Here is a 24,069-nt window from a genome sequence, read left to right on the forward strand (position 1 = left end):
TCCAGGTGTTTTTGAATCATAAAAACACCTTAGTCGATACCGGCTTCGCGCAACCGTAGGCATTGTCCCGGGTTGCGCTGTGGTTAGCCGAACGCGTCTGTCAGGCGATGGCCTTGGCGGTGTGGCGCTGTGTTTGCAACTGATGTGCGGCGTTACGCAGCAGTTGCTCGGTCGCGTCCCAGCCCAGGCAGCCATCGGTCACCGAGACCCCGTAGCGCATGTTTGCACCCAGGGACTGGCAGCCTTCGAACAGATGGCTTTCGAGCATCATGCCGATCAGCGAGTGATCGCCGGCAAGACGTTGTTCAAGCACATCATTGAAGACTTGCGGCTGGCGCAGCGGGTCTTTGCCACTGTTGGCGTGGCTGCAATCGACCATCATGCGGGCCGGGATGGCGGACTTCTCAAGCCCTGCACGAGCCTTGGCGACGTTGGCGCGGTCGTAGTTGGGACCGCTGTGGCCGCCGCGCAACACCAGATGGGTGTCGGGATTGCCACGGGTCTCGACGATTGCCGGGTGGCCCTGGCTGTCGATGCCGAAGTGACGATGACTGTGGGCGGCGGAACGCATGGCGTCGCAGGCAATGGCCACGCCGCCGTCGGTGCCGTTCTTGAAGCCCACCGGCAAATCAAGCCCGCTGGCCATTTCGCGGTGGATTTGCGATTCCGTGGTGCGGGCGCCAATAGCTACCCAGCCCAGCAAGTCGTCGAAGTAGCCGGCGGCGATGGGTTGCAATAGCTCGGTGGCGACCGGCAGGCCCATGCGCAGCATCTCCAGCATCAATTCGCGCGAAAGGGTCAGGCCGTGGGCCATGTCATCGCTGCCGTCCAGGTGCGGGTCGTAGGCCAGGCCTTTCCAGCCCACGGTGGTGCGCGGTTTTTCAATGTAAGCACGCATTACCAGCAGCATGTCGTCGCGCACATCATGGGCGAGGGCAGCCAGGTTGCTGGCGTATTCCAGGGCGGCGACGGGATCGTGGATGGAGCAGGGGCCGACCACCACCAGTAAACGGGAGTCTTCACCGTCAAGGATGGCGCGAATGGCCTGGCGCTGGCTGCTGATCTGGACGCGCAGGGCATCGCTGAGGGGCAGTTGCTGTTTGAGTTGTGCTGCCGTGGGCAGGCGACGGGTCGTCACGGGGGCAGATACAGCGTGTACGGTTGGCAGGGCGGATACGGATGCGTTCATGGTTCGGGCTTCCTGGGCAGGCGGCGGGTTGTCCCGCGCGCTCAGCCCTAGTGGGGTGTTCGACAATTGGCCAGACTGGCTGTAAGTACGTGCGTGCCACCAATGTGGGTCCGTTCGGAGGCGGCAGGCTGTCCCGAACGGCGGCTGATAAATCGCCATGCAGTGCAAAGGTCGAAACGGTAATAAGTGGCGTAGTTCATGGGGTAAATCCTCAATTCAAGAAAATGTCAGGGGCCAAAAAAACAAAACCCCCGGTCGGGAAGCCGACCGGGGGTGAGAATTCTCTGTCAGGCGACCCCTAAGTAGTGGGCGCCGTGTGGGTATCAGGCGCGCCAGTGGCTAAACCAATACCCAAAATAAAATCGTGCTGTGGAGTGCATGTTGTTCGCGCACACAGCAGCAGCCAGACGCGATTGGCGTATGGTCATACAGATGGCGGTGGTGGCGTGATGCAACATGGGTGGTCTCCGATTGATGGTTTGCAGCTTACGCGAGGCGAACGGGCAGATTCAATAAGAAAATACTATCTGGAACTCCCACGATCACTATTGGCCTGCACGTGTGCAATGCCGGGGCAGGGCGCAGAGCCCTGTAATCGGGCCTCTGAGCCAGTATAAACACTAAATCGGGCCTGCCGCCCGATTAGGCGCATACTCAAGCTAACTCATCATCCTTAGCTTCTGTCAGATGCGTGCCCTGGGACGGAATGATCCCGTCCTTCATGCCCAGAAGAACCGCCACCTTGTGGGCTTCACCACGTTTCCCCTTTTTGCGCCCGGCGAGCACTTGATAAGTGGTAGCCGGGTCTATGCCATGTTCCCGAGCGAACTCTTGAACGGACTTTCCCTGGTGTTCCAGCCATGCCTTGGCTTGTGCAGCGGTACGAATTCCGGTCATAGTTCAAAACCGTTCAAAGTTGTTTAATATTTATCGATTATACCATCCTTGTGGGTGTTTAAAATGGGATCCTACATCCAAATGAGTGGAATTGGTTTGCGCTTGCGGCAGGAGCGAGAGCGGCTAGGTTTGTCGCAAAAAACTTTTGGCGAAATCGGTGGTGTCGAGGCTAATGCCCAGGGCAAATATGAAAATGGTGACCGCGCACCCAAGGCAGATTACTTGTCGCGCGTTGCTGCCCGGGGTGTTGACGTGCTTTACGTGTTGACCGGCAGTCCAACCCCGACCCTGCTCGATAATTTGAGTCATCTTGAAGAGAAGGTGCTGATCAGTTACAGGGTGCTGCACAAGGAGGATCAGGACGCCATTCGCCGCCTCACCACTACCCTGGCAGAGTTATCGGCACCTCAAGCGGCAAAGGAACGCCGTGATCCTAAGGAGGTAGATCCCGTCAAGGAATGAATGTTTAAAAGGATTTAATGCTTTGGCAGGGATAGTTGACGCAAGTCGATAGGTTGGTGCTTTAGTTTTTGCTAAGGTGTCGGCAATCAACCAAGACCAATTTGCGAGGTGTCGACTTGATTCGGGTTCTAGTGGTCGATGACCACGATCTTGTGCGTACAGGGATCACACGAATGCTGGCCGATATCGAAGGTCTGCAGGTGGTCGGTCAGGCCGAGTCCGGCGAAGAGTCGTTGCTCAAGGCTCGTGAATTGAAGCCGGATGTGGTTCTGATGGATGTCAAAATGCCTGGCATTGGTGGTCTTGAGGCTACTCGCAAGATGATGCGCAGCCACCCGGATATCAAGGTTGTCGCTGTGACCGTGTGTGAAGAAGACCCTTTTCCTACGCGCTTGCTGCAAGCAGGCGCGGCGGGTTACATGACCAAAGGTGCCGGTCTGGCTGAAATGGTTCAGGCAATTCGCCAGGTGTTCGCAGGCCAGCGCTATATCAGTCCGCAAGTGGCACAACAGCTGGCGCTCAAATCTTTTCAGCCTGCCAGCGACTCTCCCTTCGATGCCTTGTCCGAGCGCGAAATCCAGATCACCCTGATGATTGTTGGCTGTCAGAAGGTTCAGGTTATTTCTGACAAGCTTTGTTTGTCGCCCAAGACGGTAAACACATATCGCTACCGTATTTACGAGAAGCTCTCGGTCAAGAGCGATGTTGAGCTGGCCTTGCTGGCCGTTCGTCACGGCATGGTTGATGCTGGTTAGAGATGACAGACGTGTTTGATGCAAGTGCATTTCTTTCGACCTGTAGTGGTCGACCCGGCGTGTATCGCATGTTCGACAGTGATGCGCGGCTTCTCTATGTGGGCAAGGCCAAGCACCTGAAAAAACGCCTGGCCAGCTATTTTCGCAAAACCGGCCTGGCGCCCAAGACGGCTGCACTGGTTGCGCGTATCGCGCAAATTGAAACCACTATCACCGCCAACGAAACCGAAGCGCTGTTGCTTGAGCAGACGCTTATCAAAGAGTGGCGTCCGCCGTACAACATCCTGTTGCGCGACGACAAGTCCTACCCCTATGTGTTTTTGTCGGATGGTCAATACCCGCGGCTGAGTATTCACCGCGGTGCCAAAAAACTGAAAGGCAAGTATTTCGGGCCTTACCCCAGCGCCGGCGCCATCCGTGAAAGTCTGAGTATCCTGCAGAAGACTTTTCTGGTGCGTCAGTGCGACGACAGCTACTTCAAAAACAGAACGCGACCTTGCTTGCAGTACCAGATCAAGCGTTGCAAGGCGCCTTGCGTCGGCCTTGTTGACCCGCAGGAATATGCCGAGGACGTACGCCATTCGATCATGTTCCTTGAAGGGCGTAGCAGTGCCCTGACCGATGAGTTGAACGCAGCCATGGAACAGGCTGCCAGCACGCTGGACTTCGAGCGTGCCGCTGAGGTGCGTGACCAGATTTCCTTGCTGCGCCGGGTTCAGGACCAGCAAAGCATGGAGGGCGGTAACGGCGACGTGGACGTGATTGCCGCTTTCGTCAACCCGGGCGGCGCCTGTGTGCACCTGATCAACGTGCGCGGCGGGCGTGTGCTGGGCAGCAAGAATTTTTTCCCTCAGGTAGGTATTGAGGAAGATGTCGCCGAAGTCATGGCGGCCTTTCTTGGCCAGTACTACATCAGCAGTCCCGAGCGCGACCTGCCCAGCGAGTTGATCGTCAACGTGGAGCATGAGAGCTTCGGCGCGATTATCGATGCAATCGCCGAGCTGCGTGGCCGAGAGCTGGCGATCAGCTATCGTGTGCGCGGCACCCGGGCGCGCTGGCAGCAGTTGGCGGTCACCAATGCCGAGCAAGCGCTGATGGCCCGCCTGACCAATCGCCTGCATGTGGCGGCGCGTTTTGAAGCCTTGGCCCAGGTATTGAAACTCGACGAGATTCCGCAGCGCCTGGAGTGCTATGACATCAGCCACTCCAGCGGCGAGGCCACTGTGGCGTCCTGCGTGGTGTTTGGCCCCGAGGGGCCGATCAAGTCCGACTACCGGCGCTTTAACATTGAAGGTGTCACGCCAGGCGACGACTATGCCGCCATGCACCAGGCACTGATGCGGCGCTTCAGTCGACTCAAGGAGGGAGAGGGCAAACTGCCGGATATTCTTCTGGTCGACGGTGGCAAGGGGCAGATGTCGATGGCCCGTGATGTGCTGAATGAGTTGGCAGTACCCGACCTGATTTTGCTTGGCGTGGCCAAAGGTACGACGCGCAAGGCCGGTTTTGAAACGCTTTACCTGAATGATGCGGCCCATGAATTCACCCTCAAGGGTGACTCGCCGGCCTTGCATCTGATCCAGCAAATCCGTGACGAGGCCCACCGCTTTGCAATTACCGGGCACCGGGCGCGACGCGGAAAAACCCGTCGAACCTCAACGCTGGAAGGCATTGCAGGGGTAGGGCCGACCCGCCGCCGAGATTTATTGAAACATTTTGGTGGCTTACAGGAGCTATCTCGTGCAAGCATCGAGGAGATCGCCAAAGCACCCGGGATCAGTAAAAAGCTCGCTGAGTTGATTTATGCAAACCTGCACAGCGAGTAGAATGCCACCTCACCTCGTAGCCAGTTGTGCCGATGAATATCCCTAATTTGATCACCGTACTACGCGTTCTACTTATTCCTTTCTTCATTTTGTTGTTTTACCTGCCTTACAGCTGGAGTTATGCAGCCGCCAGCTCAGTCTTCGCCTTTGCGGCGGCGACCGACTGGCTTGACGGCTACCTGGCCCGCCGGCTGGAGCAGAGCACGCCTTTTGGTGCCTTTCTGGATCCGGTGGCCGACAAGTTGATGGTGGCTGTGGCTTTGGTGTTGCTGGTGCAAGAGCATCACAACGTGTGGCTGACCTTGCCGGCGGCGGTGATTATTGGCCGTGAGATCGTCATCTCCGCGTTGCGCGAGTGGATGGCGGAGCTGGGGGCACGGGCCCAGGTTGCGGTCTCGAACATGGGCAAATGGAAAACCGCAGCACAAATGCTCGCTCTGGTCATACTGCTGGCCAATCCGTCGGACTTCAGCTTCTGGGTATTGGTAGGGTACGGGTTGCTGTTGGTAGCTGCCGGCTTGACCCTGTGGTCGATGCTCCAGTATTTGCGGGCTGCCTGGCCGCATCTGAAGACCACCTCGGTAAAATAAATAAAACTTTTTAAAACAAAGGCTTGACGCGTTATTAGATTTCTATAGAATGCGTATCACCAAGCGGGAATAGCTCAGTTGGTAGAGCACGACCTTGCCAAGGTCGGGGTCGCGAGTTCGAGTCTCGTTTCCCGCTCCAAACATGGCCCAGTGAATTCAATCGGATTCGCAAGGGCAGAACAAAGGACCTTCGGGTCCTTTTTTCGTTTCTGGCGTTTTATTCGGGGATGCTGAATCGCTCTTCTGAAGCCGCGGGCTGAAAATGATGTGCGCCCGACACAGCGTATTGATCTATTAAATGCCCAACCGTTTGCTATTCCCTGGCCTGTTTGATTGAGACGTTGAATATGGGTTTATTTAAAGTTCGCAGCTCTTTCAAGAAAAGCGCACTTGCCCCGCCAGCGATCCACTTCACTCAAGTCCGGCGCCATCAGCTCCCGGACAGCAGATTGCGATTTCATGTTTAGTGCATCATGTTTAATGATCTTTAGCGCTTTAATATGTTAGCGAAATCAATCAGTTGATCAGCTCTGCCCATCAGCGGGTATTCGCCCGCTGAATAACGGCGCGCTCTTGTTGTATTGTCCTACAAGGCAATTGATTTCTATATAACAGGCTCTGGCAACGGATCAGGAATATTGGTAGTTTGCGCCCCGTTGATCACTGGACCTCTAATAATGAAAAAACTATTCTTCAAGACCACCCTCGGTCTTGCCGTTGCACTTGCGTCGTCTCAGCTACTTGCCAGCGGTCTTGCAATCAATGAACAAAGTATCAGCGGTATGGGCACCGGTTTCGCCGGTCGATCGTCCTCCGCGGATGATGCCAGTACCGTTTACGGCAACCCTGCCGGCATGGCGCGCCTGAAACAGGAGCAGGTGAGTGCAGGTGCTGCCTTGCTCGTGGCGAAAACCGATATCAGCCATACCCGCAGTACCTTTGGCGGCAAGGAAGACGGCGATATGGTGCCGTTGACTGCGGTGCCAATGGGTTATTACGTCAAGCCGATTGATGAACACTGGGCTTTCGGTGTCGGTTTCTATGTGCCGTTTGGTTTGATTACGGACTATGGCAGTGGTTTCGCCGGCCGCCACTTCGCCAATAAAAGCAAGATTCAAGTCATGACGTTCCAGCCTACGGTCAGCTATGCCTTCAATGACAAGGTGTCGATCGGGTTTGGTCCGACCATCAACCGCATTGACGGTGAACTGACTTCACAAGTGCCAAATGCCCTTACCCCGGGCAGTAACGACGGCAAGGTGAAGATCAGCGGCGATGACACGGCCATCGGTTTCAACGCCGGTATCCTGGTACAGGCCACTGACAGCACCCGTGTGGGCCTGACGTATCACTCCAAGGTCAGTTACAACCTCAAGGGCACTACCAAGGTCACTGGCGGTACCTTCAGCCTGCTGGGCCTCAGCGGCCAGAGCTACGATGCCAAGCTGGACCTGGACACGCCGGAGTCCGTGGACTTCTCGGTCACTCACCAGCTCAATGATGACTGGACTCTGTATGCGGGGAGCACCTGGACCCGCTGGAGCCGCCTCAAGGACATTACCGCTCAGAACAGTGATGTCAGCCCGCGTCTTGGCGGCTCGTTGAGCACCATTACCGAGGAGCAGAACTGGCACGACACCTGGGCCCACGCCATTGGCGTCGCGTATCAGTTGAATCCGCAATGGGTGTTGCGCACGGGCTTGTCAGTCGATGAGTCGCCGACCAACAACAGCAACCGTTCGCCGCGTATCCCCACCGGTGACCGTACCGCCATCAGCTTCGGCGCTGGCTGGACGCCGGTGAGTAACATGACGATCGACCTGGCGTACTCCTACCTGTGGGAAGACAGTACCAAGGTCAACGACAGTTCGGCTTCCAAGGGCGCGTACAGCTCTACCTACAAAAACAGCGCGAGCGGTTTTGGTACTTCGATCACCTATCGTTTCTGATCTGCGGGTTTACGCAATATCACTGCAGTGATCTGAAGCAGAGTAGGGCCAGATATGTTTCGCATTTATTGCGGCGCATATCTGGCTCAAACCCTAGGGCGTGCTACGACAGATCAAATTTATGGCAGTGACAGTCAGCTGCTCTGAAGAGACGTTTCGCTATTGATATCGGAAGCGTCCTAACTCTTTTCATTCAAACATATCCAATACTTACCCTACCCGGAGACGCGCCAAGGCTTTTGCCTGCGAATTGTCTCGTTGAAAAGACTTTGCCTCACTCATCAAGTTTGGCGAATCACGGATGGAGTGAGCATGTTTGGATGTTATCTCGGGATGAGGTCATTATTTCCGGTTGTACCGGGCAGCCTGGCCAAGCTGGGTTTGTTATCCCCAGAAACCGACAGGGATGATCGGCATTCAGCCTTCTTGGCCCGCCAGTCTTCAGCAGCACTGCATGCCCGGGAATCTTTCCTGGGCATGCCTAAACGTGGCCTGGCCTTTATTTTGGCCAATGCGCTGTTCTGGCAACCACTGCTGGTGCAGGCCGAAGGCATCGTTGTCAGCGGGCCAGGCACCAGCCTGGGAGCGGCGGGTAATGGCGTTCCGATCGTCAATATTGCTGCACCCAATGGCAGCGGTCTGTCGCATAACCAGTTCAATGACTACAACGTCGGTGCCAATGGCCTGATCCTCAACAACGGCATTGACCGTACCCAGTCGACCCAACTGGGCGGCATCATCCTAGGCAACCCGAACCTGCAGGGCAACGCCGCCCATATCATCCTCAACGAAGTCAACGGCGGCAGTCCCAGCCAGTTGCGCGGTTATACCGAAGTGGCGGGGCAGTCGGCCAAGGTGATCGTGGCCAACCCCTACGGTATTACCTGTAATGGCTGCGGTTTTATCAATACTCCCAGTGTCACGCTTAGCACGGGCAAACCCCTGTTTGATAATGGTCGTCTGGATCGTTATCAGGTTGATGGCGGTACGGTGACCATTGACGGTCAGGGTTTGAACGCCAGTAATATCGATCGCTTCGACATCATCACCCGCTCGGCGAAGATCAACGCCCAGATCAATGCGCGTCACTTGACGGTGATTGCCGGTCGCAACGACGTCAATGCCCGGACCCTGCACGCCACTGCGCGCGCGGATGACGGCAGCGCCAAGCCGCAGTTGGCAATTGACTCCAGCGCCTTGGGCGGAATGTATGCGGGCGCCATCAGGCTGGTGGGTACCGAGGCCGGTGTCGGGGTCAAGCTGGACGGCACGCTGGCGGCCAGTGGCGGGGATATACAGCTCGATGCCAATGGGCATTTGCGTATGGCTCAAGTCACGGCCAGCAGTGCGATCACAGGCAAGGCTGGAAGTCTCGATGCCCAAGAGGCGATCTATGCTGGCAGCACACTGGATATGCAGGCTCAAGGCGACCTGAGCAGCCGTAAAAACCTTATCGCACGTGACAGCATCAAGCTCTCCAGCGGCGCGCAGTTGACCAATCGCGGCATTATCGAGGCCGGGGTCAATGCCGACCATTCCCGCAACAGTCATGGCGATGTGTACATCGACGCAAAAACGCTTGCGAACACAAACGCCAGCATCATTGCCAGTCGTCACCTGACAGCTAGCGCCCAAATCCTGAGCAATCAGGGTGGCACGCTGAGCGCCAAACAGGCCGCCAGCATCCGTGCAGACACTCTGGATAACCAGAACAAAGGGCGGATTCTGAGTAGCACCAGTCTCGACCTCAAAACTGATCGGTTACTTAACAGCCAAGGTCTGGTTTCAGCCAGCAGCATCGACGCCCGGATCGGCAGCCTGGACAACCGCACTGGCATGCTCAGCAGTCAGGGTGAGATGCGCCTGGCCGTTGATGGCACATTGCATAACTACAGTGGCGTAGTGATAGCCGACGGCAACGCAAGCGTAACTGCAACCCGCCTCGATAACAGCAGCGGCCAGATTTCCGGCAAGCAGAACCTCAAGGTTCAAGTGCAGGATCTAAACAACCAGCAAGGTCAACTGATCGGCCAAGGTGCCGTCCAACTGAGCAGTAATATCCTGGACAACCGTCATAAAGGCCTGGTCGGCGGCGCTCAAGGGCTGACGCTTGATGTGGCCGATATCGATAACCGTGAAGGCGAAGTGTCGAGCCAGGCTGGTTTGTCGTTGACGGGTTTTCGCCTGGACAACACGGGCGGTAGGCTTACCAGCGAAAAACACAGCCGTCTTGAGCTTAGTGCCGGCGTGGCAAACACCTTGGGCCTGATCAGCAGTGAAGGCGGGTTAAGCCTCTCTGCGACTGAGTTGTCCAACCACCTGGGCAGCATTTCCAGCGCAGGCCAACTTGCTATCAGCAGTGGTGGGTTGAACAACGAAAAGGGTTCGCTGCAGGGCAAGGCCATCACGCTCGACTTGGGTACTGCCACAGGCGATCTCAACAATATGGGCGGCCTGATCACCACAGCAGGCCCTTTGACCCTCAAGCACCTGCGTGACCTGAACAACCGTGGCGGCGAGATTTCCACTACGCAAACCCTTAGCCTGAGTGTCCGCAACCTTGATAATACGGGCGGCAAGCTGATCAGCAACAACCTGTTGGTCATCAATGGTGACAACCTGCTCAATCAGGGCGGGCTGATCTCCGGCTGGCAGGGCTTGAATGCCACCGGTACAACGCTCGACAATCGCAACAGCGGCAAACTGTCCAGTCTTTACGGCAACCTTGATGCCCATCTCAGCTCCAGCCTTCTCAATAGCGGTACAGGTATTCTGGTCAGCCAAAAAAACCTGACCGTCACAGCGGCCAACCTGGACAACAGCGGTCAGGGCAATATAACCAGTGCTGGCGCCCAAACCCTTGATATCAGTGGTTGGCTGAACAACGCCGAGGGCGGGGTGATTGACAGTGGTGCGGCTCTGTATCTGAGTGCACGTGATCTCGACAACAGTGCTGGCAGTATCAAAGGTGCCGCCGCCACAACCCTCGACCTGCCTGGCACCTTGACCAACACCCGCGGCAAGCTGTCCAGCGGTGGCCCGCTATTGATCCAGCGGGCGGCGCAGATCGACAACCAGGGCGGTGAGCTGGTCAGCAGAAGCGTGCTGAGCCTGATGACCGCTGGCCTGGACAACCGCAATCGCGGCACAGTCGCGGCAGATGGCAAGTTGGACATTAGCGTCAGTGGCCTGGTGCAAAACAGCAATGACGGCCTGATCTACAGCCAGGACGGCGAGCTCAAACTTACCGCTAGCCGCCTGGACAACGCCAAGGGCAAGGTGCAAGGCAAGACCGGCTTAGAACTGGACATTACTGAAAATATCGACAATCAGGGTGGCAAACTGATTGCCCAAAACGGTGATTTGGCGATCAAGGCCGCCAACCTGGATAACCGTGGTGGTGAGCTTGGCAGCCTCAAGCAAGCCCTCAATGCTCGCGTAGTCGGTGTACTGCGCAACGGTGTGGCAGGGATCATCCAGGGCCAGCGTCTGAATCTGATCGCGGGCAGTATCGATAACGTCGGCGGGAAAATCTCAGCGCAAGTGGACGATGCCCTCGTGACCACCGACGCTTTTGACAATCGCGGCGGCAATCTCTACGTCAAGCGTCTGCTGACAATAACCGGCAACGCCTTCGACAACAGCGGCGAAACAGGTGGGAGGGGCAACGGGCAGTACGGCTGTGGGTGTTGTTGCGAACGTATCATCCAGTGAGATTTTTAAAAAAATCGGTGATTTCGCTACCGCGCAAAGAGATAAATCTACGGACAGTGCAGTAAAGGCAGCCTGGGATGAAGGCGGTGCAGCTCGTGTCTTGCTGCATGCGTTGGCGGGTGCGGCAATAGGTTTGTCCAGCGGCAATGCGCAGGCGGGTGCTCTGGGAGCTGGAGCCTCTGCGGCGTTGATGCCATCGGTGGGTCAGGCGCTGAAAGACAGTGGGCTGTCTCGTCAGGAACAAGATGCTATAGCTGCATTGATTGCGACAGGCGTTGGAGCCTCTGCGGGGGCTGGAAGTGGGCCCGGCGAGGCTGTGGTGGCAGGTGGGGCAGGGTTTGGTGTGGAAGCCTTCAATAGGCAGCTGCATAAGCAACAAGAAATTCCGGTTCTGGAGAAAAAGGCCGAAGAGCTTTACAAAACCCTGGGAGCGCCAAGATCCAGTGCCCTTTGGCTGGATTTGTTGATGATTGCTGCGGGTGGCGCCCTGGATGCTGCTGATGAAGCCCGTTTGAGCGGTTTGGTTGCGCAGTCCACAGGCAATGATCCGCAGTCCCGAAATTTTATCGATGACCTGAATATTGCCAAAGGGATTATTGGGCAACTGGCGGCACAGAAAATCCCTCTGAAGTGGGGCGATGGAAGCCAAATTGTTGCCAATGGCGAGAAAGCCTTCGCGTTCAGAGCAACCGAAAAACAGTTCAATGACTCAACGCTGTTCAATGCGTCAGTCTTGCATGGTCAAGGCGTGGTGTATGAGCAATGGCGGCAATACGGCCAGGAGCAAACCAGCGCGCATTCGAAAGAAATGGGTGCGTTGTCCAGTACTGAGTCAGGTATAAAATCGGCTACCCAGCGTTTGTCAGATTTGGCAGGCAAAGGGATTACAACCATAGCGCCCGAGCTTGATGCTGCTATGCTGTTGATGCCGGCAGGTAAGGGCGCCAAGGTTGTTGTTGAGGCGGTTCTTGCCAAATTGGCGGCTGGTAAGGCTGCTGCGGGTGTTGGTGCAAAAGCAAATGTGGGGTCAATTAGTCATATCTCTGGAGTGAATCTTCCTAAAAGTCAGTCTAAGATGATTGCTAATTTTGAAACAGCAGGGTACCCAACAAAACAAGTAGTTTCTCCGACCAGCGGAAATGTGGTCGGAACTCAATACATCTTGCCTGATGGTTCGCGAGTTCGGGTGATGCAGGCGGATGGTCGGAGTCCTCGGCGCGCGTCATTCGAGAACGCTAATGGCGGACCTGTTGACCCTACTACTGGAAATCCGCCGCAGCCCCCGCAAGGTTTATCGAAGGCTGAGCGGAAGCAGTGGATTAGAAAGCGTACGCATATTGAGCAAGTGGACTAAAAGATGAGTGAATTGTTGCAAGCCGTGGCTCTTTTGTTGCCTATTAAAATTGAAAGAGTATTTTGGGATGGCGATACTTTGATGCTTTTTTCGGCGGACTGGAGCTTTCGGACTGAGAGTGCGTGGCGCGTTTCTAAGGGGCGGGAACTGCTTTTCGGTTGTTGGGATGACGACGCCCTTGACCATGTTTCTGATCTTTTAGGTTTGTCTATTATTGAGGTGGGTTGGCTTATTGATTCTCAGCCAATCGATCCATTTTTCAAATTGTCTGATGGCCGCATCTTGAATGCATTTTGTTCGTTATCAACTGAGCCTTGGCTGATGGAGTTCTCGGACGGGGCCGTTTATTTAGGTAATACTTAATGCTATAAGATTTTTTTGGTGCAAAAGGATCGGCAATTGCTCTCCAGAATTTCGGTGGACGCACTAGTAACGTACTGATCGCTACGACGGGTGAACCTATCAACAAAGAAGGCTTGACTAAAGCTGCTAGAGCGCTAACAAAGCATGCTTGGTGTGGAGGGCATAAAGACGGTGCTGATCAATGAGGTGTTGCACGATGTCAGAGTCCGCTCATTTTTTATGGTTGGTGATCTGTTTTGTGAGTTCTTGATATTTTTTAAGTTGTGTGATTCAGGCTGGGTCTCATTAACAGTTAGCGAGGGAGTGTCAAAGTTTTTTAAAGCTGGATTCAGATCTGGAATTGCTGAAGCTGTCTGAGATAAATGATGAGTTTGCGTATCCAATCAAGTCACTAAGTGGGGTTGATAAATACCCGGGGTTGAAATTATTGCCGGTATATGAGTATAGGATAAGTGATGTAGGCGAAGTCCGTGTTGGCGTTTATTTGGGTTTCGGAGGCTGCGGTCTTAGCGTGACTGAGTCTGATGAGTGTCTGTCAGTTACAAAAGGTGTGGTTAAATTTTCAGATAGTAAAATTTCACTGCATAAACTAATAGTTTAGTTGGTGCAAAACCCGGTAAGCACGTTGAGGATTTTGGCGGCAACGCGGCTAGCCCAAGAGATCGTAAAATGGTACTCGATAAAATTTATGACGTTGGAGGTAATCCTGAAAAGGTAATCCCCGGGACTTTTGCTGGGCAAGGTGTAAATGGCGCACGAGGTGATGTGTTTTTCAGAGTTAAGGGTAATGATGTGGTTGTTACCAAGCCTGATGGAACGTTCGTTACTATACTGAAGGATGGGGTAGCTCTGAATCCATCTGTACAGAGTGCATTGAAGGAGGGCATCAGGTAATGAACTCTCCTGAGCTTATGATTACCTGGATGTTAACAGTGCTCGGGAAGAAATTACTGTCAGTAAATGCTCTATTCCATGTTTTCTGTTTCGAGAGGGATTCTGCCCCTCAAGAGGTTGGCCTTCTATTCGAACAGTCTGAGTTTGGGAGGCTCTATGGAGGGCCTGATGGTGCGTCTCTCTGTTTTTCTTTGAGTCCGATTTCAAACTGCGATTTAGGTGAATACGGTAGGCAAGATATTTTTTGTATCTCTGGTGAGCTTTATTTCTCCGATGTTGTAGGACGGAGGTTGGTGTCAGCATTACTTGTGCAGTCCTTAGCAGAAGACATAGTGGTGGGCGTTGCTCTTTCGTTTGATAACGGTTTTTGCCTATCCATTTTAAACTTAGGAGATGAGCTTTTTATCTATGATGAGATCCCAGAGGAAATAGTGATCAGTGAGGGGCTGAGCCTTATCTCTGTGAGTTGATGGGGGCAAAGAGGCATGTATCCTTGCTAGCGTCAAAGGCAGTCCTTCCGAAATCAATGCTCAAGGTCAAAAAATAGCTGATGATATTCTGAGTAATCCCGCGTCGACCGTAACCTACAAAGACTCCGGGAGGTTTGGGAAAGCTATAGATGTAGTTGCTCCCGACGGAAGGGGGCTTCGCTACGATGCGAGTGGGGGATTTATTGGTCTGCTGGAACCACCGAAGCCATGACACATCTATCCTCTTTGATGAGCAGCCCTCCAGATCGAGAAAATTTAGTATTCGAAATCTGGATGGACGCTGATCAACTAGCTGAAGTATCCCACGAGCCTGGAAGATCAGTTGAGATAGAAATATAACCGTCTGCTAAAGACGGGACTTGGAGTTTTGAGCTTGAAGAATTTATGTTTCTGTTGAATCAGGCAGTTGAAAAAATTAAAATAGTTATAGTTAAGAGGGTGCAAAAGGAATATCTATAGCAATCGAGTCAAAAAATTGCCGGTCAAATGGGTAAACGAGGATGGACGGAAAATGCTATCCAGTCTGTAATTGAAATCCAGCAAAAACTATTGTGACGACAGATCTTCGTTTTGATTGCATTTCAGGCAGCTGCTTGAATGATTCCGCCACAGCGTATATTACTCTGCGGGCTGAAAATCCGCGTCAGTAGCAGCATTGCAACAACCGCCACAACCAGAACCCACCAGACAGTAACAAAACTCCCCGTGAGTTCGCGAAGCCAACCCGTCAGCCATGGCGATACCGCATTGACAAGAAATCCCGCGCCTTGCACGAACCCTGCAAGCTGAGCGGCTTCGCTGGGTTTGCGGCAATGGTCCAGGGTCAGGATCAGGCTCAGGGCGAAACAGGCACCCAGGCCAAAACCAATCAAGGCCACCCACACATACGGCGATTCCAGCGGCCACATGACCAGTCCGCTATAGCCCAGTGCCTGCGCTCCCAGGCTGACCGCCAAGAGCGGGCGCCTGTCCGTGCTGCGGTGGGCCAGCGCAGGCATCACCAGCGCAGCCAGTACCTGAAAAATGGTCATGAACGCCAGAAGCGAGCCGCTTTGTGCTGCACTCCAGCCCATCTGCAAATAGTAGGCGGGCAACCACGCCACCATGCTCATATAGCCACAGTTGACGAGGCCGAAGTACAGCGCCAGTAACCATGCGCGCCGGTTGCGCCACGGGCGCATGGCTGGCTCGCCCGCCGTTCGGGCACCGCTGGCAAAGGGCAATAAGCCCCACAGCACCAGTGCGACCAGAGCAGGCGCAAGCCAAATCCCCAGACCGGCCTGCCAATGGCCAAAATGGCCGGCCACCAGCGGGCTGACGAGTGCAGCCAGGCCGCCGCCGGCCATAAGGGAGGCGGAGTACACCCCTAAAGCCAGCGCAACCCGCTGCGCAAACTGGCGCTTGATCAGCGCCGGAACCAGCACCTGGATCAGCGCAACCCCGGCACCGCCCAACAAGGCCGTGGCCATCAGGGTTTCTGCCTGATCGGCAGACAAGCGCCACAGGCAGGCGCCCAGGATCATCGACAAGCCCAGGGCCACGCCACGGCGCTCACCCAGGCCTGCCTGCAGGCGTACGCCGAGCAAGGCCACCAGACCCATGCAGATCACTGGCAGGCTGGTCAGCCAGGCACTGCTCTGGAAACTCATGCCCGTGTCATGACGGATCTCAAGCAACAGCGGGCTGATGGAGCTGAGCAGCGGACGCAGGTTAAGCCCCAGCACCACCAGCAATGCCCAATTGGCGAACACCCGCGCAGGGTGTTTATCCAGGCTCATGGCAGGCTTTCCAGTCACTATAGATCTCGACCATGGCCGGTTGGGGTATGTGTTGTATCGCCAGTGTCTGTTCGCTCAACGGCAGCGCCAGTTGCTGATAAATCGCTGCCGTAGACAACCCGAAGGGTTCCCCCTGCGGGTTGCTGGCGGCATACACCACTCGGGTTACGCCACACAGGTGCATGGCACTCAGGCACATGGGGCAAGGCTGGCCACTGGCATAGATCACGCAACCCTCCAGGCGCGGGCCCAGTTGCTGGCTGGCAGCCCGTATGGCCAAGAGTTCTGCGTGTGCAGTCGGATCCTGGCTGATATGGAGGGTGTTGACGGCCTCAACGATCACCTGGTCGTCTTTGACCAGTAGCGCAGCAAAAGGCCGGCCACCGCCGGCAACGTTGTTGGCGGCCAGGGCCACGGCGCGTTGCAGGTAAAACTCATCGCTATGCATAACAACTCCAGGGTGTGATTCAGTGCGCGCCGGCATCACGCAGCAATTGTGCGGTCACGCCCTGGCCGCGCTGCTGCGCTTGTTGCAGGGGGGTGTGGCCGTCGCTGTCCGGCAGGTTCAGGTCGGCACCGGCATTGATCAGCTGGGTGATGATCTGCTGATGCGCCGGGCCGCCGTCGGAGAGCACGATGGCTTCCATCAGGCAGGTCCAGCCCAGGCGATTGACATGGTTCAGATCAACCCCTGCTGCGATCAGCAGGCGTACCGTTTCAACATGTCCGCGCTCGCATGCCGGGATCAGGGCGGTGCCGCCATAGCGGTTGGTACTCTGCAGATCGGCACCGTGAGCCAGGGTCATTTGCAGGATTTCGTTACGCCCACTGGCGCCTGCCAACAGATAGGGGCTGTCACGCATCAGGTTCTTCTGGTTGACGTCGGCCCCGGCCTGGATCAAGGCCCGGGCGATTTCGATCTGGTTCGATCGGGTTGCCAGCAGCAGCGCGCTGCTGCCATCCAGCGCCTGTACGTTGAGGTCCGTGCCTTCACTGATCAGTTGCTGGACCCTGTCCAGTTCGCCGTCGCTGACGGCATTGAGGAGTGTCTTGTCGCTTGCCATCACCGCTCCCATTATCAACAGCGCGACCGTCAGCAGGCCGCATTTGCGTGTCAGGCTGCCCATGGTTGAGCCCTCTTTTACATCCCGTGAAAAGCCAGTATGGTCAGCGCAGCAGGTATTCTGAAATTAAATATAGCCATGCCTTAAAGTGGCAATGTGAATGGTGAGGCGGATGCTTGATCCCATACTGTTACGCAGTTTTGTCGCGGTGGTGGACTGCGCCAATTTCACCCGGGCGGCGCAGCGTCTGCATCTCACCCAGTCGACGGTCAGCCAGCAGATCCGCCGTCTGGAGGACAGCCTTGGCTGCAAGCTGCTCGACCGCGAACAGCGCCGGGTGATTGCCACCCCTGAAGGTGAGCGCCTGCTGGCCTATGCGCGGCGCATTCTGGCGCTTGATCAGGAAGCCCGCGATGTGCTGTTCAACCAGGCCAGTGAGGGGGTGTTGCGCCTCGGCGTGCCTGAAGACTTTGCTGCCGAGCGCTTGATGCCGATCCTTTCGCGGTTCGGCCTGGAGCACCCGGGAGTGCGCCTGGAAGTCACCAGCGGCTTGGGCCCTGAACTGATGCGGCTTTATCGCCAGGATGAATTCGACCTGTTATTGGTCAAGCAGATGGGGCAGGGCGATGATTGCCTGGCTTGCTGGCCCGAACCCATGTGTTGGGTGGACAGCCGTTCAGCGCCCGCACTGGGGCGCGAGCCCTTGCCGCTGGTGGCGTTTCCGGTGGGCGGTTTGTACCGCAATGAAATGCTCCATCACCTTGAAGTGGGGGGATGGCGCTGGCGCATCAACTACTCCAGCGCAAGTCTGGCCAGTGTCTGCGCCGCCGTGGCGGCGGGCCTGGGTATCAGCTTGTTGCCGTTGCGGGTGATCAGTCCGGAACACAGGGTAATTGATGCCGGCAGCGGCCTGCCGGATATCCAGGGGGTATTTCTGGCGTTGTATGGGCAAAACGGTCTGAGCCATGCGGGCAAATTGCTGCAATGCCAGCTGCTGGATCTGTGCCAGACGCTTGCTAACGATGAGCAGGCTGGTGAACGAGCCCTTCAAAACGCGGCCAGTTGAGTGAGAGTGAAACAATTTGATCCTGTGATTCCAGAATGTTTGGAATTTATGGGTGATTATCTTGTGCTGGAACATGACTAAAGTAGAGGTTTTACAGGTCAGGAGCTGATTGTCCTGAGCAGGCCAGCGCCTTCACAGGCAAGCCAGTCACTACAGAGGTCACAGGTTATGGATACCAAACTCAAAGCGTTGCTTGATCGCGAAGAGATTCGCAATCTCAGAACCCTCTATGCACATCATCTGGACAGCAACACTATCGACGCCCTTGACGAAGTGTTCTCGGCAGATGCGGTGGTGGAGGTTACGGTCGGCAAAATGACGGGTATAGATGCCATCCGCAGTGGCCTTAATGATGCCTTCAAACTCTTCGATCGCGACCACCAGGGCAGTTATCCGTTTTTGCATGCGATCGCCAACCACTGGATCAAGTTGACCGGGCCCGATACCGCGCAAGGGCGTTGCTACCTGATTGATTTCGAGACCGCATCCAAGCCCGATCCGAACCCGCTGCTGTTGCTCGGGCTGTACGCCGACACGTACCGGCGTATCGATGGCGAGTGGCGTATCACCCATACCCGCCTTGAAGTGGTCTGGCCTGAGCGTGCAGCCTGATCCAGGGCCAGCTCCGAGGATTGAGCATGAACGATGCGCCTTTATCCAGGGCGCATTTTTGTTTGCGCAGAAGGTAAGCCCCGGGGTTTTACCCCTCTATTACTGCATGGCTTTGCTATTGTTCAGCTGCAGATCCTTAAACTTTAGCCTTGGACGCCATAATGACGGGCAACCCATTTGACGGTATTCGTGAGTTTGTGTCTGCGGCCCAGTCACTGAGCTTTACAGCGGCAGCCCTGGAGCTTGGCGTGACCAGTTCCGCCGTTGGCAAGAGCGTGACTCGCCTGGAGGCGCGCCTTGGCGTCAAGCTTTTGCATCGCACCACCCGGCGCCTGAACCTCACCAGCGAGGGTGAGGCCTATCTGGCCAGTTGCCTGCGGGTAATGGATGAACTGGCCGAGACCCAGGGCTTTTTGACCACCGGCCAACAGGAGCCTGTCGGTCGGTTGCGGATCGATCTGCCGGCGGCCTTTGGTCGCCGACATATTTTGCCGACCTTGATCGATATGGCGGTGCGATACCAGCAGCTCGATCTCTCCATCAGCTTCAGTGAGCGGCTGGTGGATATCGTCAATGAGGGTATCGATCTTGTGGTCCGAATCGGTTCATTAAAGGATGACGCTGAAATAGTGGCCCGCAAGCTGGGCAGCCAGAGCCTGTTGATTTGCGCAACCCGCGAATACCTGCACAGGCATGGCACGCCCCAGGCACCGGCTGATCTCCTGCGGCATGACTGCATTGTCGGCTGGCGCAACGGCACTCGCAAAAGCTGGATGCTGGTGGATGAAAAGGGGCAGACCAACGAGCACGACGTGCGGGTCAAGCATGAGATGGGAGACGGTGAAATGTTGCTGGACATGACACTGGCCGGGGGCGGCCTGGCCCAACTGCCCACCTGGCTGGTGCAGGCGCATATCCAGCAGGGGTTGCTGGTGCCCGTACTTGAGCAATATGCCGGTGCCGAGATGCCTATTCACGTGATCTGGCCACGCACGCGCTACATACAGCCCAAGATCAGAATGGTCGTCGATGAACTGCTGGCACTGGCCCGACGCGATGCCGGGCTTTTTCGCCCGGATCAGGGCCCGCCCAACCCCCAGGGTTCATGAATGCAGCGCCTCAAGCTCCATGACGTGAAGCGCTGCAGCTGAATACCGTTACAGGTTCGGCGAGTGGAAGGGGTAATCGACATAGCCTTTTTCGCCGCTGTTGCCGTAGAACGTGGCGCGGTCCGGGGTTGCAATCGGCCAGTCATTTTTCATCCGCTCCACCAGATCCGGGTTGGCAATAAAAGGCCGCCCAAACGCGACCAGGTCCAGGGCGCCTGATTCCAGTGCGGCTTGCGCCGACTCGCGATCAAAGCCGCCAGCGGCAATCAGTGTGCCTTGATACGACTCGCGAAAAGTCTGCGCAAAGCCTTCGGGCATGCGCTCGGCGCCAATGGTTAATTGATCGCTCAAGTGCACGTAGGCAATGTCGCGTTGATGAATGGCGTGAGCCACCGCGACCCAGGTCTGGGCTTCGTCATCAAACGGCGCCATGTCGAACAGGCGGCCAAACGGCGAGATACGCACGCCAACCTTGCCACGCCCAATGGCGTCGGCAACCGCATCAATGGTTTCCAGCAGCAGGCGAATGCGGTTTTCGATTGAGCCGCCATAACGGTCGGTACGATCGTTTACACACGGATTGATAAACTGCTCGAACAGGTAGCCGTTGGCGCCATGAATTTCGACCCCGTCAAACCCCGCCTCGATAGCCCGGCGGGCAGCCTGAACAAAGTCATTTTTGATCGCTCCGACTTCTTCGGTCGACAGCGCGCGCGGCTGGCTGGCCTGGATCGGGCCCGGTTGACCGTGCTCGTCATAGGCATAGGTCATGGAGTTGGCCGCCAACTTGTTGCTGGATGACACCGGCGCACCGCCGTCCGGTTGCAGCGTGGTGTGGGATACCCGGCCGACATGCCAGAGCTGGGCGAAGATCTTGCCGCCGTCCTCATGCACGGCCCGGGTGACGTGCTTCCAGCCTTCCACTTGTTCCTGATTATAAAGGCCGGGGTTGAACAGATAGCCGCGGCCCTGGATGGAAACCGGCACACCTTCGCTGATGATCAGGCCGGCGCTTGCACGCTGGCGGTAGTACAGCACCGTCAAAGCGTCAGGAATATCGTTCAAGGCGCGGGCACGGGTCATGGGCGCCATCACGACACGATTGTTCAGTTCCATTCCCGACAAGATGTATGGAGAAAACAGAATACTCATAGGGCAGGGACCTCCGGTGTGGGGCGCTGCGTGGCGCCAGTCCGGGTCAATATACGGTGATATTGATCCCGGATAATCGGCCCTGGATTCCAAACATTGCGGAGTTGAATTCCATAATTTGCGGGGTTAATTACTCCAGAACAGTCGGATCGCGGCGGATTTCTTCCCGTGCCATGGCTTCCCACAGAAACGGGAAACCGTTGGCATCGGTGCGCTCTCCAGTGGCGAGGGCGACATGGGCAGGGAGCGGCGCGCCGCCACCGAGTGCCTCGACATGCCAGGCCAGGCGGCTGCGCCACTCCAGTGTGATCGCGCGCAAATGGGCCTGGCGAATGCCATTGGCGACCACTAGCACACCGTGGTTGGCGAGCATGGCCCATTTCTGGGCTCCCAGTGCCGTCACTACGGCGCGGCCGAGGACGGTGTCTTCGACTGTGCCGCGATACTCGTCATAGAGCACCGGGTCACTATCGACCAGGGCGGAGGTCTGGTCGTAAACCGGCGGGATGCGCCCCGCGGCTGACCAGACGCCTGCCCAGCGCGGGTGGTTATGGATGACCACCTCAACATCATGGCGCGCGGCATGTAAATCCATATGCAGGTTGATCGCCGGGGTGATGTTCCATTCGCCTTCGATGACCTTGCCGGTCTGGTCGAGGCGCAGGATGTCCGAGGCGGTTACTTCGCCCCAGGTGAGCTCCCAGGGGTTGGCCAAATAGGTGCCATCGTCCTGCTTGACGGTGACATGACCGGCAATATGGTCGTTATAACCCTCTCGATACAGCACCCGGCACAGCAGCGCCACGCGTTGGTGCGCAGTCAGTTCGGGCAACAGTGCATACCGGCCTGGCCTGGGAATGTAGCGGGCCAGGAGGTCGTGATTAAGTTCATCGTTCTTCATTCTGGTGTGCTCCTCTGCAGCGGTTGTGATCCGTGAATGTTCCTTCAGAACTCACGCCTGCAAGGGTTCGCGGGCGAATACCGAGGTGCGCTGCATGCGCCGTTGATGGGGTTGGTAGTCCAGAATGGCGTTGTGCAACACGCTTCGGTTGTCCCAGAGCACCATGTCACCGACACGCCAGCGATGGCGAAACCCGAATTGCACGTGCTGGCAGTGCGCGTGGAGATAGTCCAGGATCGCGTCGCTTTCAGAGGGGGCCAAGCCGTCGATATGGGTGGTGTAGGTCGGGCTCAGATACAGGGCTTTGCGACCGGACACCGGGTGCTGGATCACCAGCGGGTGCAGGTGGCGGCGGTTCATCTGCACGACCTCGGCATAGCGCTCATGGCTGACGACGCTCTGGCGCAGCGCTGCCGTCATGGGCCCGTTCATGTCGTGCCAGGCGCTGAGCCCGTCGAGGTAGTGCTGCATACGCCCGGACAGGCTGTCATAGGCCGTGGTCATGCTGATCCAGCATGTATCGCCGCCACAGGGGGGAAGGATCTGGGCGTGGGTCATGGTGACAATCGGCGGGTCGGGCAGGAAGCTCTCGTCGTGGTGCCACATATCCGCCCGGTCACCCAGCCTGGAGTCGATCACGGTGATCTGTTCAAAGCCTGCGCCCAGGTTGGGATAGAACGTGTGAACTTCGGGCTCGCCGAAATATCGTGCAATGGCCAGGTGTTGTTCTGGCTGTAGCCATGGGGCGTGCAGTACCAGGGCTTCATGTTTGACCAGCGCAGCTTCCAGTGCCGCCAGGGTTTGCGGCTGAAAAACAGTGGCAGGATCCAGGTCAAGCACTTCGGCGCCCAGGTGTGGGCCAAGGGGCTGGAGGGTGAGTGGTGAAGGCATGGGCAATCTCCCGGCAGGCTGAAATATCCGATCTTATAGAGGGCGTATCACTACACGTTTGGACGATGTCCGAGCGTCTCCAAAGATAATACTGACGTCATCAGGGTTGAGATATTCGCATTCTGCGGGCATCTGATTGCGTATTTAACCTAATGATAAAAAAGGAAAATATCTGAAATTAAGAACAGCAAAAAATACTCCGCTCGGGTTCCCATGAGCAAGCCAGCCGATGACAATACAAAGGGTCTGATGCCTGCGCTGCGCAAGCGGCCGGTGCAATCCCGCTCACGGGCACTGGTCGATGCTGTTGAGCAAGCCTGCCTGCAGATTCTGGATGAAGCAGGAGAGGCGGCGCTGACGGTCGCCCGCATCGCCGAGGTATCTGGTGTCGCGGTCGGCTCGATCTACCAGTATTTTCCCAGCAAGGACGCCATCGTGGCTTTGCTGTACGAGCGTGTGCTCGACGAAGAGTCCGAGCAGCTGCTGAAGGTGCGGGAAAAGTTGATTGGCGTGCCCCTGAAGTCGGCGCTGGAACAAATTCTGGCCAACATCATTCGCGTCGAAACACGCTTGTTCAGGCTGAACAAGGTGTTTCATTTGCGCTATCACTCGGCCTTGCACCTGGGCATGTGGCGCGGGCCATATACCACCACCGGGGAATTTATCGAAGCGACCTGGTTGCCGCTGCTGCAGTTGTATGAGGATGAAATATCCACGCAACACCCGGCCATGGCCGCTTACCTGCTCGGGCAGGGGCTGCGCAGTGTTATCCGCTCGGTACTGGAAGACATGCCGGACCAGCTTGAATCCAGGGCGCTGCTCGATAGCCTGGTGGCCATGGCCATGGGGTGCCTGCGGCCTTGCACGCGGGAGTGATCTGGCGGTCGGCCCGCTGTGCGGCTTCGCACGCCGAGCAGTTGCGGGCGCTACACGGATCATCAGTCAGCTTGAAACAGCCAGTTGCACCTTGACCTTCTTTATCCTGCAACTAAGGTCGTGGTAGTGCACCCAC

21 protein-coding genes, 1 tRNA gene and 1 pseudogene are annotated in these 24,069 nt (G+C 56.4%); 15 read left to right on the plus strand and 8 right to left on the minus strand.

Going from position 1 to position 24,069, the window contains the following annotated elements; all coding sequences use genetic code 11:
• Positions 1-100: 100 nt before the first annotated feature.
• Together FHL07_RS00220 and FHL07_RS00225 are read right to left on the minus strand one after the other, a co-directional pair.
• A complete protein-coding gene (locus FHL07_RS00220; RefSeq protein WP_095000025.1) occupies positions 101-1,189 on the minus strand; it encodes a 3-deoxy-7-phosphoheptulonate synthase in 1,089 nt (362 codons plus the stop codon).
• Between the two features lie 654 nt (positions 1,190-1,843).
• Positions 1,844-2,086, minus strand: coding sequence for a DNA-binding protein (locus FHL07_RS00225; protein ID WP_095018455.1), 243 nt, complete (start codon positions 2,084-2,086; stop codon positions 1,844-1,846).
• Positions 2,087-2,167: 81 nt separating this feature from the next.
• Between FHL07_RS00225 and FHL07_RS00230 the strand changes: the two genes are divergently transcribed.
• The 11 genes and pseudogenes from FHL07_RS00230 to FHL07_RS00280 all read left to right on the plus strand — a co-directional run.
• Complete coding sequence (locus tag FHL07_RS00230; protein ID WP_095000026.1) at positions 2,168-2,548, plus strand: helix-turn-helix domain-containing protein; 381 nt, start codon at positions 2,168-2,170, stop codon at positions 2,546-2,548.
• A 116-nt stretch (positions 2,549-2,664) separates the two neighbouring features.
• On the plus strand, positions 2,665-3,303 hold the full coding sequence (gene gacA, locus FHL07_RS00235; RefSeq protein WP_095000027.1) for a response regulator transcription factor GacA: 639 nt from the start codon (positions 2,665-2,667) through the stop codon (positions 3,301-3,303).
• Between the two features lie 2 nt (positions 3,304-3,305).
• A complete protein-coding gene (gene uvrC, locus FHL07_RS00240) occupies positions 3,306-5,129 on the plus strand; it encodes an excinuclease ABC subunit UvrC (RefSeq protein ID WP_095000028.1) in 1,824 nt (607 codons plus the stop codon).
• A 32-nt stretch (positions 5,130-5,161) separates the two neighbouring features.
• Positions 5,162-5,719: a CDP-diacylglycerol--glycerol-3-phosphate 3-phosphatidyltransferase gene (gene pgsA, locus FHL07_RS00245; RefSeq protein WP_016781234.1), complete on the plus strand. Its 558-nt coding sequence runs from the start codon at positions 5,162-5,164 to the stop codon at positions 5,717-5,719.
• A 63-nt stretch (positions 5,720-5,782) separates the two neighbouring features.
• Positions 5,783-5,858 (plus strand) — tRNA-Gly (locus FHL07_RS00250).
• 538 nt (positions 5,859-6,396) lie between these two features.
• Positions 6,397-7,668 carry an OmpP1/FadL family transporter gene (locus tag FHL07_RS00255; RefSeq protein WP_138737910.1) on the plus strand — a complete coding sequence of 424 codons (1,272 nt, stop codon included), beginning with the start codon at positions 6,397-6,399 and terminating at the stop codon, positions 7,666-7,668.
• A 333-nt stretch (positions 7,669-8,001) separates the two neighbouring features.
• Positions 8,002-11,382, plus strand: coding sequence for a two-partner secretion domain-containing protein (locus FHL07_RS00260; RefSeq protein WP_138737911.1), 3,381 nt, complete (start codon positions 8,002-8,004; stop codon positions 11,380-11,382).
• Positions 11,351-12,736: a hypothetical protein gene (locus tag FHL07_RS00265; RefSeq protein WP_138737912.1), complete on the plus strand. Its 1,386-nt coding sequence runs from the start codon at positions 11,351-11,353 to the stop codon at positions 12,734-12,736. Before FHL07_RS00260 ends, FHL07_RS00265 begins: the two co-directional genes overlap by 32 nt.
• A 3-nt stretch (positions 12,737-12,739) precedes the next feature.
• A complete protein-coding gene (locus FHL07_RS00270; RefSeq protein WP_095024597.1) occupies positions 12,740-13,099 on the plus strand; it encodes a hypothetical protein in 360 nt (119 codons plus the stop codon).
• Positions 13,100-13,992: 893 nt separating this feature from the next.
• Complete coding sequence (locus FHL07_RS00275; RefSeq protein ID WP_138737913.1) at positions 13,993-14,463, plus strand: hypothetical protein; 471 nt, start codon at positions 13,993-13,995, stop codon at positions 14,461-14,463.
• 492 nt (positions 14,464-14,955) lie between these two features.
• Positions 14,956-15,039, plus strand: a pseudogene (locus tag FHL07_RS00280) (colicin E5-related ribonuclease); the annotation flags it as partial.
• Positions 15,040-15,065: 26 nt separating this feature from the next.
• Here the strand turns inward: FHL07_RS00280 and FHL07_RS00285 are convergent.
• Genes FHL07_RS00285 through FHL07_RS00295 form a run of 3 tightly spaced genes read right to left on the minus strand, consistent with a single transcriptional unit; the run spans position 15,066 to position 17,389 of the window.
• Positions 15,066-16,262: a CynX/NimT family MFS transporter gene (locus tag FHL07_RS00285; protein WP_138737914.1), complete on the minus strand. Its 1,197-nt coding sequence runs from the start codon at positions 16,260-16,262 to the stop codon at positions 15,066-15,068.
• Positions 16,249-16,710 carry a nucleoside deaminase gene (locus FHL07_RS00290; RefSeq protein WP_130871356.1) on the minus strand — a complete coding sequence of 154 codons (462 nt, stop codon included), beginning with the start codon at positions 16,708-16,710 and terminating at the stop codon, positions 16,249-16,251. The genes FHL07_RS00285 and FHL07_RS00290 overlap by 14 nt, the downstream gene beginning before the upstream one ends.
• Before the next feature lie 19 nt (positions 16,711-16,729).
• Positions 16,730-17,389 carry an ankyrin repeat domain-containing protein gene (locus FHL07_RS00295; RefSeq protein ID WP_095000032.1) on the minus strand — a complete coding sequence of 220 codons (660 nt, stop codon included), beginning with the start codon at positions 17,387-17,389 and terminating at the stop codon, positions 16,730-16,732.
• 109 nt (positions 17,390-17,498) lie between these two features.
• On the opposite strand from FHL07_RS00295, the gene FHL07_RS00300 reads away from it, so the two are divergent.
• The 3 genes from FHL07_RS00300 to FHL07_RS00310 all read left to right on the plus strand — a co-directional run bounded on the left by FHL07_RS00300 (position 17,499) and on the right by FHL07_RS00310 (position 20,113).
• On the plus strand, positions 17,499-18,392 hold the full coding sequence (locus tag FHL07_RS00300; RefSeq protein ID WP_095038871.1) for a LysR family transcriptional regulator: 894 nt from the start codon (positions 17,499-17,501) through the stop codon (positions 18,390-18,392).
• Between the two features lie 168 nt (positions 18,393-18,560).
• Complete coding sequence (locus FHL07_RS00305; RefSeq protein WP_095000034.1) at positions 18,561-19,004, plus strand: nuclear transport factor 2 family protein; 444 nt, start codon at positions 18,561-18,563, stop codon at positions 19,002-19,004.
• Positions 19,005-19,165: 161 nt separating this feature from the next.
• The gene (locus FHL07_RS00310; RefSeq protein ID WP_138737915.1) at positions 19,166-20,113 is read left to right on the plus strand and encodes a LysR family transcriptional regulator; all 948 of its coding nucleotides are present in this window, start codon (positions 19,166-19,168) and stop codon (positions 20,111-20,113) included.
• A gap of 48 nt (positions 20,114-20,161) precedes the next feature.
• Here FHL07_RS00310 and FHL07_RS00315 read toward each other — a convergent pair whose 3' ends face one another.
• The 3 genes from FHL07_RS00315 to FHL07_RS00325 form a co-directional block, all read right to left on the minus strand.
• Positions 20,162-21,265: an alkene reductase gene (locus FHL07_RS00315; RefSeq protein ID WP_138737916.1), complete on the minus strand. Its 1,104-nt coding sequence runs from the start codon at positions 21,263-21,265 to the stop codon at positions 20,162-20,164.
• Between the two features lie 130 nt (positions 21,266-21,395).
• Positions 21,396-22,166 carry a class II aldolase/adducin family protein gene (locus FHL07_RS00320; RefSeq protein ID WP_095018466.1) on the minus strand — a complete coding sequence of 257 codons (771 nt, stop codon included), beginning with the start codon at positions 22,164-22,166 and terminating at the stop codon, positions 21,396-21,398.
• 51 nt (positions 22,167-22,217) lie between these two features.
• Positions 22,218-23,057: a TauD/TfdA dioxygenase family protein gene (locus FHL07_RS00325; RefSeq protein ID WP_095000038.1), complete on the minus strand. Its 840-nt coding sequence runs from the start codon at positions 23,055-23,057 to the stop codon at positions 22,218-22,220.
• A gap of 213 nt (positions 23,058-23,270) precedes the next feature.
• Here FHL07_RS00325 and FHL07_RS00330 point away from each other — a divergent pair, with 213 nt between their 5' ends.
• Complete coding sequence (locus FHL07_RS00330; RefSeq protein ID WP_095000039.1) at positions 23,271-23,933, plus strand: TetR/AcrR family transcriptional regulator; 663 nt, start codon at positions 23,271-23,273, stop codon at positions 23,931-23,933.
• Positions 23,934-24,069: the final 136 nt, after the last annotated feature.

This window comes from Pseudomonas sp. FSL W7-0098 (genome assembly GCF_005930585.1).
GTDB lineage: Bacteria > Pseudomonadota > Gammaproteobacteria > Pseudomonadales > Pseudomonadaceae > Aquipseudomonas > Aquipseudomonas bubulae.

Coding starts and splice junctions, on each gene's coding strand:
- FHL07_RS00290 (WP_130871356.1), bottom strand. CDS start 16,710: ATGCATAGCGATGAGTTTTACCTGCAACGCGCCGTGGCCCTGGCCGCC.
- FHL07_RS00230 (WP_095000026.1), top strand. CDS start 2,168: ATGAGTGGAATTGGTTTGCGCTTGCGGCAGGAGCGAGAGCGGCTAGGT.
- FHL07_RS00325 (WP_095000038.1), bottom strand. CDS start 23,057: ATGCCTTCACCACTCACCCTCCAGCCCCTTGGCCCACACCTGGGCGCC.
- FHL07_RS00225 (WP_095018455.1), bottom strand. CDS start 2,086: ATGACCGGAATTCGTACCGCTGCACAAGCCAAGGCATGGCTGGAACAC.
- FHL07_RS00310 (WP_138737915.1), top strand. CDS start 19,166: ATGACGGGCAACCCATTTGACGGTATTCGTGAGTTTGTGTCTGCGGCC.
- FHL07_RS00260 (WP_138737911.1), top strand. CDS start 8,002: ATGAGGTCATTATTTCCGGTTGTACCGGGCAGCCTGGCCAAGCTGGGT.
- FHL07_RS00315 (WP_138737916.1), bottom strand. CDS start 21,265: ATGAGTATTCTGTTTTCTCCATACATCTTGTCGGGAATGGAACTGAAC.
- FHL07_RS00330 (WP_095000039.1), top strand. CDS start 23,271: ATGAGCAAGCCAGCCGATGACAATACAAAGGGTCTGATGCCTGCGCTG.
- FHL07_RS00255 (WP_138737910.1), top strand. CDS start 6,397: ATGAAAAAACTATTCTTCAAGACCACCCTCGGTCTTGCCGTTGCACTT.
- FHL07_RS00275 (WP_138737913.1), top strand. CDS start 13,993: ATGAACTCTCCTGAGCTTATGATTACCTGGATGTTAACAGTGCTCGGG.
- uvrC (WP_095000028.1), top strand. CDS start 3,306: ATGACAGACGTGTTTGATGCAAGTGCATTTCTTTCGACCTGTAGTGGT.
- FHL07_RS00320 (WP_095018466.1), bottom strand. CDS start 22,166: ATGAAGAACGATGAACTTAATCACGACCTCCTGGCCCGCTACATTCCC.
- FHL07_RS00220 (WP_095000025.1), bottom strand. CDS start 1,189: ATGAACGCATCCGTATCCGCCCTGCCAACCGTACACGCTGTATCTGCC.
- pgsA (WP_016781234.1), top strand. CDS start 5,162: ATGAATATCCCTAATTTGATCACCGTACTACGCGTTCTACTTATTCCT.
- FHL07_RS00285 (WP_138737914.1), bottom strand. CDS start 16,262: ATGAGCCTGGATAAACACCCTGCGCGGGTGTTCGCCAATTGGGCATTG.
- FHL07_RS00295 (WP_095000032.1), bottom strand. CDS start 17,389: ATGGGCAGCCTGACACGCAAATGCGGCCTGCTGACGGTCGCGCTGTTG.
- FHL07_RS00270 (WP_095024597.1), top strand. CDS start 12,740: ATGAGTGAATTGTTGCAAGCCGTGGCTCTTTTGTTGCCTATTAAAATT.
- FHL07_RS00300 (WP_095038871.1), top strand. CDS start 17,499: ATGCTTGATCCCATACTGTTACGCAGTTTTGTCGCGGTGGTGGACTGC.
- FHL07_RS00305 (WP_095000034.1), top strand. CDS start 18,561: ATGGATACCAAACTCAAAGCGTTGCTTGATCGCGAAGAGATTCGCAAT.